Annotated in this window: 14 protein-coding genes; 7 read left to right on the plus strand and 7 right to left on the minus strand. The window is 57.9% G+C overall.

The genetic code is table 11. The features are described 5' to 3' along the window. Positions 1 to 48: 48 nt before the first annotated feature. Both AB4N91_RS26260 and AB4N91_RS26265 read right to left on the minus strand, forming a co-directional pair. On the minus strand, positions 49 to 699 hold the full coding sequence (locus AB4N91_RS26260; RefSeq protein ID WP_102595200.1) for an HAD family hydrolase: 651 nt from the start codon (positions 697 to 699) through the stop codon (positions 49 to 51). A 26-nt stretch (positions 700 to 725) separates the two neighbouring features. Beyond that, a complete protein-coding gene (locus tag AB4N91_RS26265) occupies positions 726 to 1271 on the minus strand; it encodes a gamma carbonic anhydrase family protein (RefSeq protein ID WP_010465689.1) in 546 nt (181 codons plus the stop codon). 62 nt (positions 1272 to 1333) lie between these two features. Between AB4N91_RS26265 and prlC the strand changes: the two genes are divergently transcribed. The 3 genes from prlC to AB4N91_RS26280 all read left to right on the plus strand — a co-directional run bounded on the left by prlC (position 1334) and on the right by AB4N91_RS26280 (position 5857). Continuing rightward, positions 1334 to 3412: an oligopeptidase A gene (gene prlC / locus AB4N91_RS26270; RefSeq protein ID WP_191650654.1), complete on the plus strand. Its 2079-nt coding sequence runs from the start codon at positions 1334 to 1336 to the stop codon at positions 3410 to 3412. Then, the gene (locus AB4N91_RS26275; protein WP_010465685.1) at positions 3409 to 3696 is read left to right on the plus strand and encodes a YheV family putative zinc ribbon protein; all 288 of its coding nucleotides are present in this window, start codon (positions 3409 to 3411) and stop codon (positions 3694 to 3696) included. The genes prlC and AB4N91_RS26275 overlap by 4 nt, the downstream gene beginning before the upstream one ends. A gap of 112 nt (positions 3697 to 3808) precedes the next feature. After that, on the plus strand, positions 3809 to 5857 hold the full coding sequence (locus AB4N91_RS26280; protein WP_460111895.1) for a M3 family metallopeptidase: 2049 nt from the start codon (positions 3809 to 3811) through the stop codon (positions 5855 to 5857). A 3-nt stretch (positions 5858 to 5860) separates the two neighbouring features. On the opposite strand, the gene AB4N91_RS26285 is transcribed toward AB4N91_RS26280, so the two are convergent. From AB4N91_RS26285 to AB4N91_RS26300, 4 genes are all read right to left on the minus strand, one after another. After that, positions 5861 to 6508, minus strand: coding sequence for a phosphatase domain-containing protein (locus AB4N91_RS26285; RefSeq protein WP_154913650.1), 648 nt, complete (start codon positions 6506 to 6508; stop codon positions 5861 to 5863). Between the two features lie 239 nt (positions 6509 to 6747). Then, on the minus strand, positions 6748 to 7053 hold the full coding sequence (locus AB4N91_RS26290; RefSeq protein ID WP_010465681.1) for a hypothetical protein: 306 nt from the start codon (positions 7051 to 7053) through the stop codon (positions 6748 to 6750). A 189-nt stretch (positions 7054 to 7242) separates the two neighbouring features. Continuing rightward, on the minus strand, positions 7243 to 7494 hold the full coding sequence (locus AB4N91_RS26295) for a hypothetical protein (RefSeq protein WP_102595197.1): 252 nt from the start codon (positions 7492 to 7494) through the stop codon (positions 7243 to 7245). 137 nt (positions 7495 to 7631) lie between these two features. Beyond that, entirely contained in the window at positions 7632 to 7934 is a 303-nt protein-coding gene (locus AB4N91_RS26300; RefSeq protein WP_154913652.1) for a hypothetical protein, read from the minus strand. Positions 7935 to 8142: 208 nt separating this feature from the next. Here AB4N91_RS26300 and AB4N91_RS26305 point away from each other — a divergent pair, with 208 nt between their 5' ends. The 3 genes from AB4N91_RS26305 (at position 8143) to AB4N91_RS26315 (ending at position 11787) form a co-directional block, all read left to right on the plus strand. After that, on the plus strand, positions 8143 to 9201 hold the full coding sequence (locus AB4N91_RS26305) for a PA0069 family radical SAM protein (RefSeq protein ID WP_460111896.1): 1059 nt from the start codon (positions 8143 to 8145) through the stop codon (positions 9199 to 9201). 243 nt (positions 9202 to 9444) lie between these two features. After that, complete coding sequence (locus AB4N91_RS26310; RefSeq protein ID WP_010465672.1) at positions 9445 to 10176, plus strand: carbonic anhydrase; 732 nt, start codon at positions 9445 to 9447, stop codon at positions 10174 to 10176. Between the two features lie 84 nt (positions 10177 to 10260). Next, positions 10261 to 11787: a SulP family inorganic anion transporter gene (locus AB4N91_RS26315; protein WP_010465670.1), complete on the plus strand. Its 1527-nt coding sequence runs from the start codon at positions 10261 to 10263 to the stop codon at positions 11785 to 11787. A 124-nt stretch (positions 11788 to 11911) separates the two neighbouring features. Here the strand turns inward: AB4N91_RS26315 and AB4N91_RS26320 are convergent, their stop codons facing one another. Next, entirely contained in the window at positions 11912 to 12562 is a 651-nt protein-coding gene (locus AB4N91_RS26320) for a hypothetical protein (RefSeq protein WP_010465667.1), read from the minus strand. Positions 12563 to 12934: 372 nt separating this feature from the next. Between AB4N91_RS26320 and coxB the strand changes: the two genes are divergently transcribed. Beyond that, complete coding sequence (gene coxB / locus AB4N91_RS26325) at positions 12935 to 14062, plus strand: cytochrome c oxidase subunit II (RefSeq protein ID WP_460111897.1); 1128 nt, start codon at positions 12935 to 12937, stop codon at positions 14060 to 14062. Positions 14063 to 14094 lie beyond the last annotated feature (32 nt).

Genomic DNA, 14094 nt, shown 5'->3' on the forward strand with positions numbered 1-14094 from the left:
TCTATGTTGCTTTTGTAGGAGCGAGGCTTGCCCGCGAAGGCGTACTGATCAACGCCGCAAAAACGCCTGATGCATCTCTTCCAGCGTCTCAAAGTGATAGGCCGGTGCTTCTGCGCTCAATTCTTCCCGGCTGCCAAACCCATAACCGACCGCCACCGCATCCAGCCCATTGCTGCGCGCGCCGATCAGGTCGTGTTTGCGGTCGCCGATCATCAGGGTGTTGGCCGGGTCCAGGCCTTCTTCGGCCATCAGGTAGGCAATCAACTCGACTTTGTTGGTGCGTGTCCCGTCCAGTTCGCTACCGTAAATCACCTTGAAGTGCCTGGCGAAGTCGAAGTGCCGGGCGATTTCCCGGGCGAACACCCACGGCTTTGAGGTTGCGATGAACAACTGTCGCCCTTGCCCGCCGAGGGTTTCCAGCAGCGGTGTGACGCCGTCGAACACACGGTTCTCGTACAGGCCTGTGACCTTGAAGCGTTCGCGGTAGAAATTCACCGCTTCCCAAGCCTTGGGCTCGTCGAAGTCGTAGAACTGCATGAACGCCTGCAACAACGGCGGGCCGATGAAGTGTTCGAGCTTGGTCAGGTCGGGTTCATCGATCCCCAGTTTGCTCAGGGCGAACTGGATCGAACGGGTGATGCCCTCGCGCGGGTCGGTCAGGGTCCCATCGAGATCAAACAAAACGGTTTGGTAATGCATGTTGAATCCTGAATAGGGGCGCGGGGTCAGAGCTGGTCGTAGCCTTCAGCCAGATGCAAATTCTTGAGCTTCACGTAGTTCGCCGCGCTGTAGGTGAAAAAGGCATTTTCCTTGTCCGTCAGCGGGCGGATTTGTTTCACCGGGCTGCCCACATACAGGAAGCCGCTTTCCAGACGCTTGCCCGGCGGCACCAGACTGCCAGCGCCGACAATCACATCGTCCTCGATCACCGCACCATCCATGACGATGCTGCCCATGCCGATCAGAATCCGGTTGCCGACACTGCAGCCATGCAGCATGACCTTATGGGCAATGGTCACGTCGTCTCCGATTAAGCAGGGAAAGCCATCGGGATTGAACGGCCCGGCATGCGTGATGTGCAGCACGCAGCCATCCTGAACGCTGGTGCGCGCACCGATACGGATGCGGTGCATGTCGCCACGGATCACCGTCAGCGGCCAGACAGAGCTGTCTTCGCCGATTTCAACGTCGCCGATCACCACCGCCGAGCCGTCGACAAAAGCGCCTTTACCCAGTAGCGGCGTGTGGTTCTGATACTTGCGAAGGGTCACGATAGGCTCTCTCTCTTTTGCTGATAGCTGCGGTGAGCGTCGATTGTAATTAAGATGGCCCCATGTTTCTTCCAGCCAAGGTGCCAACCGTGAGCGTGAACAACCCTCTTTTGCAGTCCTACGACCTGCCGCCCTTCTCGGCGATCCGGGCCGAACACGTACAACCGGCCATTGAACAGATCCTGGCTGACAACCGTGCCGCCATTATCGAGATCCTCAACAGCCAGGGCAAACAACCGACCTGGGCCGGCCTGGTGCTGGCGATGGACGAACTCAATGATCGTCTGGGCGCCGCCTGGAGCCCGGTCAGCCACCTCAATGCCGTGTGCAACAGCGCCGAATTGCGCGAAGCCTACGAGTCCTGCCTGCCGGCCTTGAGCGCCTACTCCACCGAGCTGGGCCAGAACCGTGAACTGTTCGAGGCCTTCGAAGCCTTGGCCAACAGCCCGGAAGCCGCCGGTTTCGACGTGGCGCAGAAAACCATCCTGGAACACGCCCTGCGAGACTTCCGTCTGTCGGGTATCGATCTGCCGGACGCCGAGCAGAAGCGCTACGCCGAAGTGCAAAGCAAATTGTCGGAGCTGGGCAGCCGCTTCTCCAACCAGCTGCTCGACGCGACTCAAGCCTGGACCAAGCACGTGACCGATGAAGCCGCCCTCGCCGGCCTCACCGATTCGGCCAAGGCGCAAATGGCCGCCGCAGCCCAGGCCAAAGATCTGGATGGCTTCCTCATCACCCTGGAATTCCCGAGCTATTACGCGGTGATGACCTACGCCCAGGACCGTGCCTTGCGCGAAGAAGTCTACGCCGCCTATTGCACCCGTGCGTCGGACCAAGGCCCGAACGCCGGTCAGAACGATAACGGCCCGGTCATGGAAGAAATCCTCGACCTGCGTCAGGAACTGGCCAAGCTGCTCGGCTTCGCCAGCTTCTCGGAACTGAGCCTGGCCACCAAAATGGCTGAATCCAGCGATCAGGTCCTCAGCTTCCTGCGCGATCTGGCCAAACGCAGCAAACCGTTCGCCGCCCAGGACCTGGAACAGCTCAAGGCCTACGCCGCCGAACAAGGCTGCCCGGACCTGCAAAGCTGGGACAGCGGTTTCTACGGCGAAAAGCTTCGCGAACAACGTTACAGCGTTGCCCAGGAAGCACTGCGCGCCTACTTCCCGATCGACAAAGTGCTGGGCGGCCTGTTCGCTATCGTCCAGCGCCTGTACGGCATCGAGATCGCCGAGCTGAAAGGCTTCGACGCCTGGCACCCGGATGTTCGCCTGTTCGAAATCAAGGAAAACGGCCAGCACGTCGGCCGCTTCTTCTTCGACCTCTATGCCCGCGCCAACAAACGCGGCGGTGCATGGATGGACGGCGCCCGTGACCGTCGCCGCACCATCAGCGGCGTGCTGCAAAGCCCGGTGGCCAATCTGGTGTGCAACTTCACCCCAGCCGACAGCGGCAAACCGGCCCTGCTGACCCACGATGAAGTGACCACCCTGTTCCACGAATTCGGTCACGGCCTGCATCACCTGCTGACCCGCGTAGAACACGCCGGCGTGTCCGGCATCAACGGCGTGGCCTGGGATGCGGTGGAGCTGCCAAGTCAGTTCATGGAAAACTGGTGCTGGGAGCCGGAAGGCCTGGCGCTGATCTCCGGTCACTACGAAACCGGCGAGCCGCTGCCTCAGGATCTTCTGGAGAAAATGCTCGCGGCGAAGAACTTCCAGTCCGGCCTGATGATGGTGCGCCAACTCGAGTTCTCGCTGTTCGACTTCGAACTGCACGCCACCCACGGCGACGGTCGCAGCGTGCTGCAAGTACTCGAAGGTGTGCGTGACGAGGTCTCGGTCATGCGTCCACCGGCCTACAACCGCTTCCCGAACAGCTTCGCCCACATCTTCGCCGGCGGTTACGCAGCGGGTTACTACAGCTACAAGTGGGCTGAAGTGCTGTCGGCCGACGCCTTCTCGAAGTTCGAAGAAGACGGCGTGCTCAATACCGAAACAGGTCGTGCGTTCCGCGAAGCGATTCTGGCGCGTGGCGGTTCGCAGGAACCCATGGTGCTGTTCGTCGACTTCCGTGGCCGTGCGCCATCGATTGACGCACTCTTGCGCCATAGCGGCCTGAGTGAGGACGCGGCAGCATGAGCGAGGGGCCTGTGATCACGAAGAAACGCTTTATCGCCGGGGCGGTCTGCCCGGCCTGTAGCGAGCCAGACAAATTGATGATGTGGAACGAAGACGAGGTCCCGCATCGCGAATGCGTGGCCTGCGGTTATTCGGATACGCTCAATGAACAAGGTCTGTCGGTGCCCAAGGAATTGGGCACGCGGGTCAACACTTCGGCGCTCAAGGTGCCGGACGCCAAGGTTCAGGCGGTGCAGTTCTTCCCGAACCCGAAGCTGAAGAAGAAGCCTGACGAGCACCATTGAGTCAACATCACCTTCCACCCTTTGACCGGGTGGAAGGTGGTATCTATTTACCACCCTTCCCCCGCGCTTCTTCCTTAGGCTGAATCCCTCAGCCCTACTCAAGGAAGACGCCATGCCTGATAACAATCCGCTGCTACAACACTGGGACCTGCCGCCGTGGCCGGACATCCGCGCCGAGCACCTGGTGCATGCCATCGACACCCTTGTTGCCGACAACCGCAAGGCCATTGCCGGGATTATCGCGAGCCAATCCACGACCCCGAACTGGGATGATCTGGTATTGGCCGTTGATGAAACCGATGCGCGCCTGGATGAGGCCATGGGCGTCATCGAAACCCTTTCAATGGTGAAACATGAGGGTAAGGCCTGGGACGCAGCCAGCGGGACTTGCCGCGATGCCGCTGCGCAGTACAAATCTGAAAAGATGGGTAATCACGCACTGTTCCGGGCTTATCAGCGGCTGGCGCAAAGTCCCGCTGCGGCGAATTACGATGAACCGCGCAAAGCGGTTTTGAACAAAATTCTGCGCCGGTTTCGCTTGTCCGGCATCGACTTGCCCATCGAACAACAGCAGACGCTGGCCCGGCTGAATCGTGACATCGGGGTGCTGCAAAGCCTGTTCCTGACCAACCTGGAAGGCGCCAGCGCAGCCTGGAGCAAGCGCATCGATGACATCTCGCAGTTGCGCGGTTTGTCTGCGGCGACACTGGAGCGTCTGGCAGTCAACGCGCAACAGGCAGGGCACGACGGCTGGCTGATGCGTCTGGACCAGGACACCTACACTCGTGTCATGGCCTATGCCGAAGACCGATCCCTGCGCGAAGAATACTTTGTCGCTTACTCCACCCGGGCTTCCGATCAAGGCCCCCACGACCGGCAATTCGATAATGGTCCGGTGCTGGAGCTGCTGTTGTCCATGCGTCATCAGAAAGCCAGGTTGCTGGGGTATGAGAACTTTGCGCAACTCAGCCTCGTAACGGAAATGGCCGAGTCCACCGAGCAAGTCACCGGTTTCCTGCGGCGGCAAATCGTGCAGGCAACACCGGAACTCGAGAAGGACGCACAAGAACTCAAGACGATTGCGCTTGAGCGCGGCATGACTGAAGTTGCCCCTTGGGACCACGAGTTTCTCGCCGAACAATTGCGCCAGCAACGTCTCGGCGGGGCGCTGAAAAACCTGCGAACGTACTTTCCACTGGACGGGACTTTGCAGCGGCTCTGCCTGTTCAGCGAGCGCATGTTTGGCATCCGGATCGTCGAACAGAAAGAGTGCCGTCGCTGGCATGACAACGTGCGTCTGTTTGAAATCAGCGAGCATGGCCAGGTCGTCGGGTACATTTACCTCGACCCTTTTCATCGGGACGAAGCGCCGGACTTTGCCTGGACCGCCACGCCACGTAATCGACGGGTGAACGCCGAAGGTCGATTGACGCTGCCGATCGCCGTGCTTCATGGCAACTTCACGCCCGGAATTGCCGAGCATCCTTGCCTTCTCGCTCATAAGGACCTGCGGGTTTTGTTCCATGAGTTCGGCCATTGCCTGCAGCACGTTCTGACCCGCTCGCCTCACCATCGCCTGTCCGGTATCACCCAGCTGGGACGCGATTCGGCAGAGTTCACCGGGCAATTGTTCGAGCTTTGGTGCCTGTCAGGGGAGTTTCTGCTGTGGCTGGCCGCTCACCACCAGACCGGCGAGCGCCTGGCCGAAGCGCGAGTCGACGCCGCATTGGCAGCCATCCAGACCCAGACCAGCCGGCAAACCGCAGAGCTGTTAATGTCCGCGTTGTTTGACTTCGAATTGCACCGCAGCCAAGGCGATGGCCGAAGCGTTGAACAGATCTTCGACGACGTACAGCGCGAGATCCCTCACCTGCAACTGCCGCCTTACTGTCGGTTCGCCAACAGCTTCGATTACCTGGTGACCGGGTACGCAGCGTCGGTTTACGCCTACAAATGGTCGGGTGTACTGGCGACCGAGGTGTTCAAACGGTTTCAACGCGAGTGGGTATTCAACCCGCAAACCGGCAAGGCCTTTCGCGAAGCCTTTTTTTCGCCGGGGGATTCGCGATCGCTATTGGTCGCCCTGGAAGAATTCCTCGGACAACCGATCGCCGACAGCTTTTTCGCAACGCCGTCCAGCAGCCGCTGCCCACTGAACTGATGCTTATTCGACGTGGGCGGACTGGAACCAACTCTTCATGGAACAGGCCGCAAACGGACTGGTGCTGCAATCGCCGTTGGCGAGCGCGGTCCGAAGCTTGTCGGCATCGGCCTGCATCATGTAACGCACACCGTCCTTGAAATGGGTGCTGTCACCAAAGCCGCCTTGGGTCATCTCGTTCAGGGCGTCTTCCTTGCTCCAGCCTTGCACCACCACCCGATAAATCGCCGCCATCAGGCCGGTGCGGTCCGAACCATGTTTGCAATGCATGAGCACCGGGCCGTGGGATTCGGCGGTCTGGATGGCACGAAGGGCCTTGAGCACCTGGGCGTCATCCACGTGATTGGTGCGATAGGGCAGCTGCACCTGAGTAATGTCCGGCGTGGACAACCAGCTTGAATCCGACTCGGGCAGAAAATTGATGACGGTCGCGACGTTGAGTTTCTTCAGCAGCGATACGGCGCCGCTGTCGGGCAAAGCGCTGCGGTAAAGCGTCGGGGTCATTTGGTAGAGGTTGTATTGCGCCTCTACCGATTGAGCCCATTCCGCCGGGCGGGGCGATGCGCTGTCGTCAGCGAAGGCCACCGTCAGGTTGAAAAGTGCGGCCAGCGACAACAGGAGCGTCACAGGAAAGAGGCGCGTTAAGGACATGCTCGGACGACCGTGTGTGAAGAAGTGGATAGATGACTCACAGCTTCGGCCCTGAACGGTCAAAGGCCCGTGAGTCAACCGTCAAAGAATTGTGAATCGAACAGTTCATCCTGCTTTCATCGCGCGACCTACACAATTCAATAACACAGAAGCGGCACGGAAATTTTCGCACCGCTTATAAGTGCTTAGTTCAAAGACATACTCATGCAGTTTTTATACAAGCCTGCGTTCAGTAGCACTCAAGGATTAGTGATTTTCGAATAAGCTTTCGCCAGGGCCAGCAGAACGGCCTTGTCTTGCGCGTCGATGTCACCATCACCGTCCACATCAGAACGAGCGGCGCCCATGGTGAAGGTCACGCCGCCGTCATTCGATACAGCCTCGCGGGTGCTGGAGTCCAGCAGGGAGTAAGTGCTCGTGCGGTTTTCCGGGTCATAACCTTCCTCCTTTAACGCAAACTGCATGGAAACCCGAACTTCTTTTGGACTAACGATAGAGGCGGGCAACAGCTGAAGAAAGATACCGCGCTGATTGTAATTCGACATTCATTAAATCCTTTTAATGTTTTAAACACGACAATTTCGCGTAAAACGAATACTACTAATGAAGTTTATAATTGCGCCACTTGCGATGTGTTTCTCATGATTGCAAATATTTGATAGAACCCATCAATACTCCAACAAATCCAAAACTAAATAGGCCGTAGGGAGCATTCCGTACGGCCTCACCAATACTTACTTCAACATTTCAGCGGCGGCAGCCGCAAGGCGGATGAATTTTTTATCATCGGCGGGATCGAAATCCCCATCACCATCGGCGTCACCTTTAACGTCAACCTTATCGTAAACACCTTTCTTTTTTGACGCCGAAACGGAAGTTGAAAACTCGAGCTCCTTCTTTTTATCATAGAACTCGAGCAAGACTTCTGGGACTTTATCGTTGTTAAAATCTTCAATGGAAATGCGAATCTCTTTAACGGCCATCATGACACCTCGTGAGTCAGTCAATTGAGAGGGAGGTTCCATTGAATTGGAATCCTCCAACCCAAAGTAGGCCGCCCACTCACAAGCTGTCTACTGTCATACATGACAGGTGGCTGTATATCCAGTACTGTTCAGCGCCTTCAATTTCCGCTACTCGCCTTGAATTTAATGACTGTGTTTGCAAGATCAAAAAGCAGTTGCTCATCCTCCATATCAATATCTCCATCTTGGTCAATATCGCCATGCACGGAAGCCTTATTTAATGTTGTCGAGCCATTTTTCTTAGAAACCAAAACCGCATATGAATTAACGATAGTGTCGCTAAAATTCCCGGAGCCCAGATCGAAGTCAGTTTCCCGAGTAACAAATTCTATTTTGACCTCTTGAACTCCGTCTTTATTAACGTCGAGTACCGTCAACAATATCCCTTTACTCGTCTCCATAACCAAATCTCCTATGACGTAAACGTGAAACAGCGGCCAGATATCGGTGCCTTGTTATTCATAGGATGTATTTCTTGCCCCGTCTACTGTCAAACATGACAGGTATATACACAACCAGTCCCCTCTACCTTGGAGAACACGCCGAACGGAGCTAGGCAAATCTTGTTGCTTCTAATACTGTGTATTTATACAGCTAGCAGGAGCTCAAATGGCCATTCCTATTCCCCCTCGCGGCCGCGGCACCGCCACCAACCCGCACAACCGCATCGCGCCGAATCGCTCGGTGGCCGAGGATGACGGCTGGTATCAGGAAGCGCCCGTCACGCAGGGCACACAAGTGCGCATCGAAACGGCGAAAACCATCATCACCCGCAACAATTCCCCGGACTTGCCCTTCGACCGCTCGATCAACCCTTACCGCGGCTGCGAGCACGGTTGCATCTACTGCTACGCGCGCCCCAGCCATGCCTATTGGGACATGTCACCCGGGCTCGATTTCGAAACCAAACTGATCGCCAAGACCAACGCCGCCGATGTGCTGGAAGAACAGCTGTCCAAGCGCGGCTATCAATGCGCGCCGATCAATCTGGGCTCCAACACCGATCCCTACCAGCCGATCGAGCGCGAACACAAAATCACCCGTAAGACCCTTGAAGTGCTACTGCGGTACCGGCATCCGGTGACCATCATTACAAAGGGCTCGCTGATTCTTCGGGACCTGGACCTGCTGGCCGAACTCGCCGAGCAACGGCTGGTGGCGGTGATGATCAGCCTCACCACCCTCGACGATGAACTCAAACGCATCCTCGAACCGCGCGCGGCTGCGCCCAAGGCCCGGCTACGCGCCATCCGGGTCATGCGCGAAGCCGGGATACCGGTGGGCGTGCTGTGTTCGCCGATGATTCCGATGATCAACGACAGCGAACTCGAAAGCCTGCTCACCGAAGCCCATGCTGCCGGTGCCCAGAGCGCCGCCTATATGATGTTGCGGCTGCCGCTGGAAGTGGCGCCGTTGTTCGAAGAATGGCTGGCCGCCCACTATCCGCAGCGTGCCGCTCATGTGTTGAGCCTGATCCGCCAGAGCCGTGGCGGGGAGCTCTACGACAGTCGGTTCGGAGCCCGAATGCGCGGAGAGGGGCCGTTTGCAGATCTGTTGGCGCAACGCTTTGCCAAATCGATCAAACGGTTGGGGCTCAATCATCGCGAAGGTTTTAACCTGGACTGCGACGCCTTCTGTCCGCCAGGTCGCCAGATGTCGTTGATTTGAGGACAATTGGCCTATGGTTGAGTAGGAGGAAAAGCACTTGGCCATTAGGCTGGTCACGTTTTTTGTGACCTGGAACACACGTCCTAGAGCGCTTGATTCAGTTTGAGTTAAGTTTCGACAGATACCTTGTTCATCGAGTGACTGACGGGTCGAGATCTTCGGCCTGGATGTTTTTTAAACAGCCACTGGCTTCACACCGGACAAAACGGGAAAATTCCCTGACTCCGCCAAAGAGGATGAATCATGAGTGACAAGGATAAACAGCCGTTGGCTGCGTCGGCTTCAGCCCAACCCGAGGCGGAAACCGCCGATGCAGCGCTGAAGCATATCGTTGACGGCTTTTTGCATTTTCATCACGAAGTTTTTCCCCAGCAGGAAGAACTCTTCAAAAAACTCGCCACGGCTCAGAGCCCTCGAGCGATGTTTATCGCCTGCGCCGATTCGCGCATCGTTCCTGAACTGATCACCCAAAGCGCCCCCGGCGACCTGTTCGTGACCCGTAACGTCGGCAACGTTGTGCCGCCTTATGGGCAGATGAACGGCGGTGTTTCCACGGCCATCGAATACGCGGTCCTGGCCCTCGGCGTACAGCACATCATCATTTGCGGGCACTCCGACTGTGGCGCGATGCGCGCCGTGCTCAACCCGCAAAGCCTGGAAAAAATGCCCACGGTCAAAGCCTGGCTGCGTCATGCCGAAGTGGCGAAATCGATGGTCCAGGAAAACTGCCATTGCGCTGACGAAAGCGAAAGCATGCATGTCCTCACCGAAGAAAACGTGATCGCCCAGCTTCAGCATTTGCGCACGCACCCTTCGGTCGCCTCGCGCATGGCTAACGGTCAGCTGTTTATCCATGGCTGGATCTACAACATCGAAACCAGCGAAATCAGAGCTTACGACGCGGACAAAGGGTGTTTCCTGCCGCTTGATGGCAGCCATCCGATCCCCGTGGCGACGCCCAAAGCGCGCTTCTAAATCCTCCCAGGTGTGGTTTAGCCGAGGTTGCTGATCAAGCAGCCTGGCTTTGCCACGCCTGAAGAAAACTTCGGGAGAGTCACCATGCGTGCTGCTCAACTCAAAGCTGTTCTGCCACGGGAGCTGCTGGCGTCCGTGGTTGTGTTTCTGGTCGCCCTGCCCTTGTGCATGGGCATCGCCATCGCCTCGGGCCTGCCGCCGGCCAAGGGTTTGATCACCGGGATCATCGGTGGACTGGTCGTCGGTTGGCTTGCAGGTTCGCCTCTGCAAGTCAGCGGCCCGGCGGCGGGTCTGGCGGTGCTGGTTTTTGAACTGGTGCGCCAGCATGGTGTTGCCATGCTCGGTCCCATCCTGCTGTTGGCGGGTTTTCTGCAACTGATGGCCGGGCGCTTCAAGCTGGGTTGCTGGTTTCGGGTTACGGCGCCAGCGGTGGTGTACGGCATGCTCGCCGGGATTGGCGTGCTGATCGTGTTGTCGCAAGTGCATGTGATGCTGGACGCCGTGCCCAAGCCTTCGGGGCTGGATAACCTTGCAGCCTTCCCGGCGGCCGTGATCCAGGCCTTGCCTTCCCTCGGCTGGCAGGCTGGGTTGCTTGGCCTGTCGACGATTGCGGTGATGTGGCTGTGGGAAAAATTCCGTCCGCACTCCCTTCGCTTCATACCCGGCGCGCTGCTTGGCGTAGGTCTGGCGACGGTGGCCAGCCTGATGCTCGCCTTGCAGGTCAAACGCGTGGAAGTCCCGGCCAACCTGGCAGAAGCCATCGACTGGCTGAAGCCTGCCGACTTGCTCAATCTGGCCGACCCGACGTTATTGATCGCCGCTTTCGCCGTGGCCTTCATCGCCAGCGCCGAGACCCTGCTCTCCGCAGCGGCGGTGGATCGCATGCACAGCGGCCAGCGCTCCGATTTCGATCGGGAGTTGTCGGCACAGGGCGTCGGCAACATGCTCTGCGGCCTGCTTGGCGCGCTGCCCATGACCGGCGTGATCGTGCGCAGTTCTGCCAACGTCCAGGCTGGCGCCACCACGCGAATGTCGGCGATCTTCCACGGTCTGTGGTTGCTGGCTTTCGTGTTGTTGCTGTCCAGCGTGCTGCAAAGCATTCCGGTGGCAAGCCTGGCGGGTGTGCTGGTGTATACCGGTTTCAAACTGGTCGACCTCAAGGCCTTTCGCGGCCTGGGCCGTTATGGCCGGATGCCGATGTTCACCTACGCCGCGACAGCGCTGGCAATCATCTTCACCGACCTGTTGACCGGCGTGCTGATCGGCTTCGGGTTGACCCTGGCCAAACTGGCCTGGAAGGCCTCGCGGTTGAAAATCAGCCTGATCGACCTGCCGGCCGACGGTGAGATGGAGTTACGACTGACGGGGGCCGCAACCTTTCTCAAGGTGCCGGCGCTGACCCAGGTGCTGGGGACCATTCCCCCAGGCGCGACGGTGCATGTGCCGCTCAATAACCTGAGCTACATCGATCACTCGTGTCTGGAGTTGCTTGAGGAATGGGGTCGGGCCAATGCGGCCAAGGGGTCGAAGCTGATTATTGAAGCGCGGGGGTTGAAGCGTCGGTTGGAGGGGCGTTTACGAACCACCTCCGGAGTGGGCTCTACGGCATAGAAGTAATCAATGTGGGAGCGAGCCTGCTCGCGAAGGCGGTGTATCAATCGACATAAATGTTGAATGACATATCGCAATCGCGAGCAGGCTCGCTCCCACAGGGGACGGTGCTGATTCTAAAGAATCAAGCCGCCGGCTGATCCAGCTCCAGCCCTACGCCCAGCTGGCGCGACAGGCACGGCCAGCGCTTCCAGGCGGCGCCGGTGTCCGGGCTGTTGAGTTTTTCGCGGTAGGCCTCCACGGACTCCAGCGCGAAACTGTCTTCATTGAGCATCTCATCCACAGCGTGATGCACCGCCTCATCCAGTTGGTTGGCAAAATCCTCGCCGATCAGTTGGTGAGCAATCAGGTTGGCGACCGTCATGTCCAAGGGGATCAGTGGCTGGCCAAAATGCTTGATGTACAGGTCATTGACCTCTTCCACCAACCGATGCGCCAGATAGGCTTCATCCAGCAGGCTGTCCAGGCCGACATGACCGGCCATGATTGCCGGTGGCTGGAGGAAGAACTGCTCGGCGATTGTCAGCACCGGCTTGATCTGTGATTCGATACCCGCTTCCCTGGCGACTTCATTGGCTGCGTCCAGCAGGTCCGGCACTTGCTCTATGTACGCGGCCACAAAACGCGTCATCACGCCGTTGGCGTCGGCATCCGGCAATTGGATGGCGGAGTGAAGGTGTGGCAATTGAGTTTCAAGCTGACGAGTCAGCAGGCCGGTCTCGGCCTCGTGTTGTTGGGCTTTTTGGATCTGCTCGCGCAATGCGGCGGTGTTCATGAAAACTCCAGGAAACAAAGGCAATGAAATAGGGAAGACATAACTTAGCTGGCTTATGAAAAATGCTAAGACGCATTTGTCATAATTGTTTCATCCTTGAGACGCCTCCGTTATATCGATTTGCCACCACTCGTCTGCATCCTTCTCCATTCGTGACCTTGAACGCAAGTCCCAGCTGTTTCAGATCATTTACGCCATCACGTTGCGAGGTAGCAGTCGCTGTCTATACTCGGGTGGGAATGGAGTTAGCTGATGACGCCCGACTGCACACGCAGCAAGGCTCGGCGATTCAAGTTTCGTAGTCTGAAAAAGCCGCTCCCTTGCCGCAGGTGAAAGCCGGCGGGATAACAAGAACGATAAGGGGAACCCGCAATGATGCGACATCCACACGTCTGGATGGGCCTCCTGTTGTGGTCGATTTTCAGCCAGGCGCAAGCCGCCTGGACTGTGAATATGGCGCCGGGAGCGACTGAAATCAGTCACGCAGTATTTGACCTGCACATGACCATTTTCTGGATCTGTGTAGTGATCGGCATCATCGTCTTCGGCGCCATGTTCTGGTCGATGATGGTCCACCGCCGCTCCACCGGGCAGGTGGCCGCAAAATTTCATGAAAGCACCACCGTCGAAATCCTCTGGACCATCGTGCCCTTCCTGATTCTGGTGGCCATGGCGGTTCCTGCGACGGCAACCCTGATCAAGATGTACGACGCCAGTGAGCCGGATATCGATATCCAGGTCACCGGCTATCAGTGGAAGTGGCACTACAAATACCTGGGCCAGGACGTCGAATTCTTCAGCAACCTGACGACCCCTGCCGACCAGATCCACAACAAGGAAACCAAGGGCGAGCATTACTTGCTTGAGGTCGACAAGCCTTTAGTGCTGCCGATTGGCGCCAAGGTGCGTTTCCTCGTGACGTCCGCCGACGTTATCCACTCCTGGTGGGTGCCGGCCTTCGCGGTCAAGCGCGATGCGATTCCGGGGTTCGTCAACGAAGCCTGGACCCGCGTCGACAAGCCCGGCATCTATCGTGGCCAGTGCGCCGAACTGTGCGGCAAGGACCATGGCTTCATGCCGATCGTGGTCGAGGTCAAGGAAAAGGCCGATTACGAAAAATGGCTGGCCGAACGCAAGGCCGAATCCCTGCAGCTTAAAGAACTGACCAGCAAGGAATGGACCCTCGACGAGCTCAAGGAGCGCGGCGACAAGGTCTATCACACCGCCTGCGTCGCCTGTCACCAGGCCGAAGGTCAGGGCTTGCCGCCGATGTTCCCGGCGCTCAAAGGCTCGAAAATCGCCACCGGACCGAAGGAAGGTCACCTGAGCATTGTCTACCACGGCAAGCCGGGGACCGCGATGGCGGCGTTCGGCAAGCAGCTCTCGGAAGTCGATATCGCGGCGGTGGTGACCTACGAACGTAACGCCTGGGGCAACAAAAAAGGCGACATGGTCACTCCTAAAGAAGTGCTGGAGCTGAAACAGGCGGAAAGCAAATGACCCGCTCTATTGCGCAACCAAGGAACCGGTCG

It is taken from the genome of Pseudomonas sp. H3_D04, assembly GCF_054669175.1.

What these genes read in the sequence shown, in the direction of transcription:
- AB4N91_RS26260 (WP_102595200.1), bottom strand. Translation starts at nt 699, where the DNA reads ATGCATTACCAAACCGTTTTGTTTGATCTCGATGGGACCCTGACCGAC.
- prlC (WP_191650654.1), top strand. Translation starts at nt 1,334, where the DNA reads ATGTTTCTTCCAGCCAAGGTGCCAACCGTGAGCGTGAACAACCCTCTT.
- AB4N91_RS26275 (WP_010465685.1), top strand. Translation starts at nt 3,409, where the DNA reads ATGAGCGAGGGGCCTGTGATCACGAAGAAACGCTTTATCGCCGGGGCG.
- AB4N91_RS26280 (WP_460111895.1), top strand. Translation starts at nt 3,809, where the DNA reads ATGCCTGATAACAATCCGCTGCTACAACACTGGGACCTGCCGCCGTGG.
- AB4N91_RS26285 (WP_154913650.1), bottom strand. Translation starts at nt 6,508, where the DNA reads ATGTCCTTAACGCGCCTCTTTCCTGTGACGCTCCTGTTGTCGCTGGCC.
- AB4N91_RS26290 (WP_010465681.1), bottom strand. Translation starts at nt 7,053, where the DNA reads ATGTCGAATTACAATCAGCGCGGTATCTTTCTTCAGCTGTTGCCCGCC.
- AB4N91_RS26295 (WP_102595197.1), bottom strand. Translation starts at nt 7,494, where the DNA reads ATGATGGCCGTTAAAGAGATTCGCATTTCCATTGAAGATTTTAACAAC.
- AB4N91_RS26300 (WP_154913652.1), bottom strand. Translation starts at nt 7,934, where the DNA reads ATGGAGACGAGTAAAGGGATATTGTTGACGGTACTCGACGTTAATAAA.
- AB4N91_RS26305 (WP_460111896.1), top strand. Translation starts at nt 8,143, where the DNA reads ATGGCCATTCCTATTCCCCCTCGCGGCCGCGGCACCGCCACCAACCCG.
- AB4N91_RS26310 (WP_010465672.1), top strand. Translation starts at nt 9,445, where the DNA reads ATGAGTGACAAGGATAAACAGCCGTTGGCTGCGTCGGCTTCAGCCCAA.
- AB4N91_RS26315 (WP_010465670.1), top strand. Translation starts at nt 10,261, where the DNA reads ATGCGTGCTGCTCAACTCAAAGCTGTTCTGCCACGGGAGCTGCTGGCG.
- AB4N91_RS26320 (WP_010465667.1), bottom strand. Translation starts at nt 12,562, where the DNA reads ATGAACACCGCCGCATTGCGCGAGCAGATCCAAAAAGCCCAACAACAC.
- coxB (WP_460111897.1), top strand. Translation starts at nt 12,935, where the DNA reads ATGATGCGACATCCACACGTCTGGATGGGCCTCCTGTTGTGGTCGATT.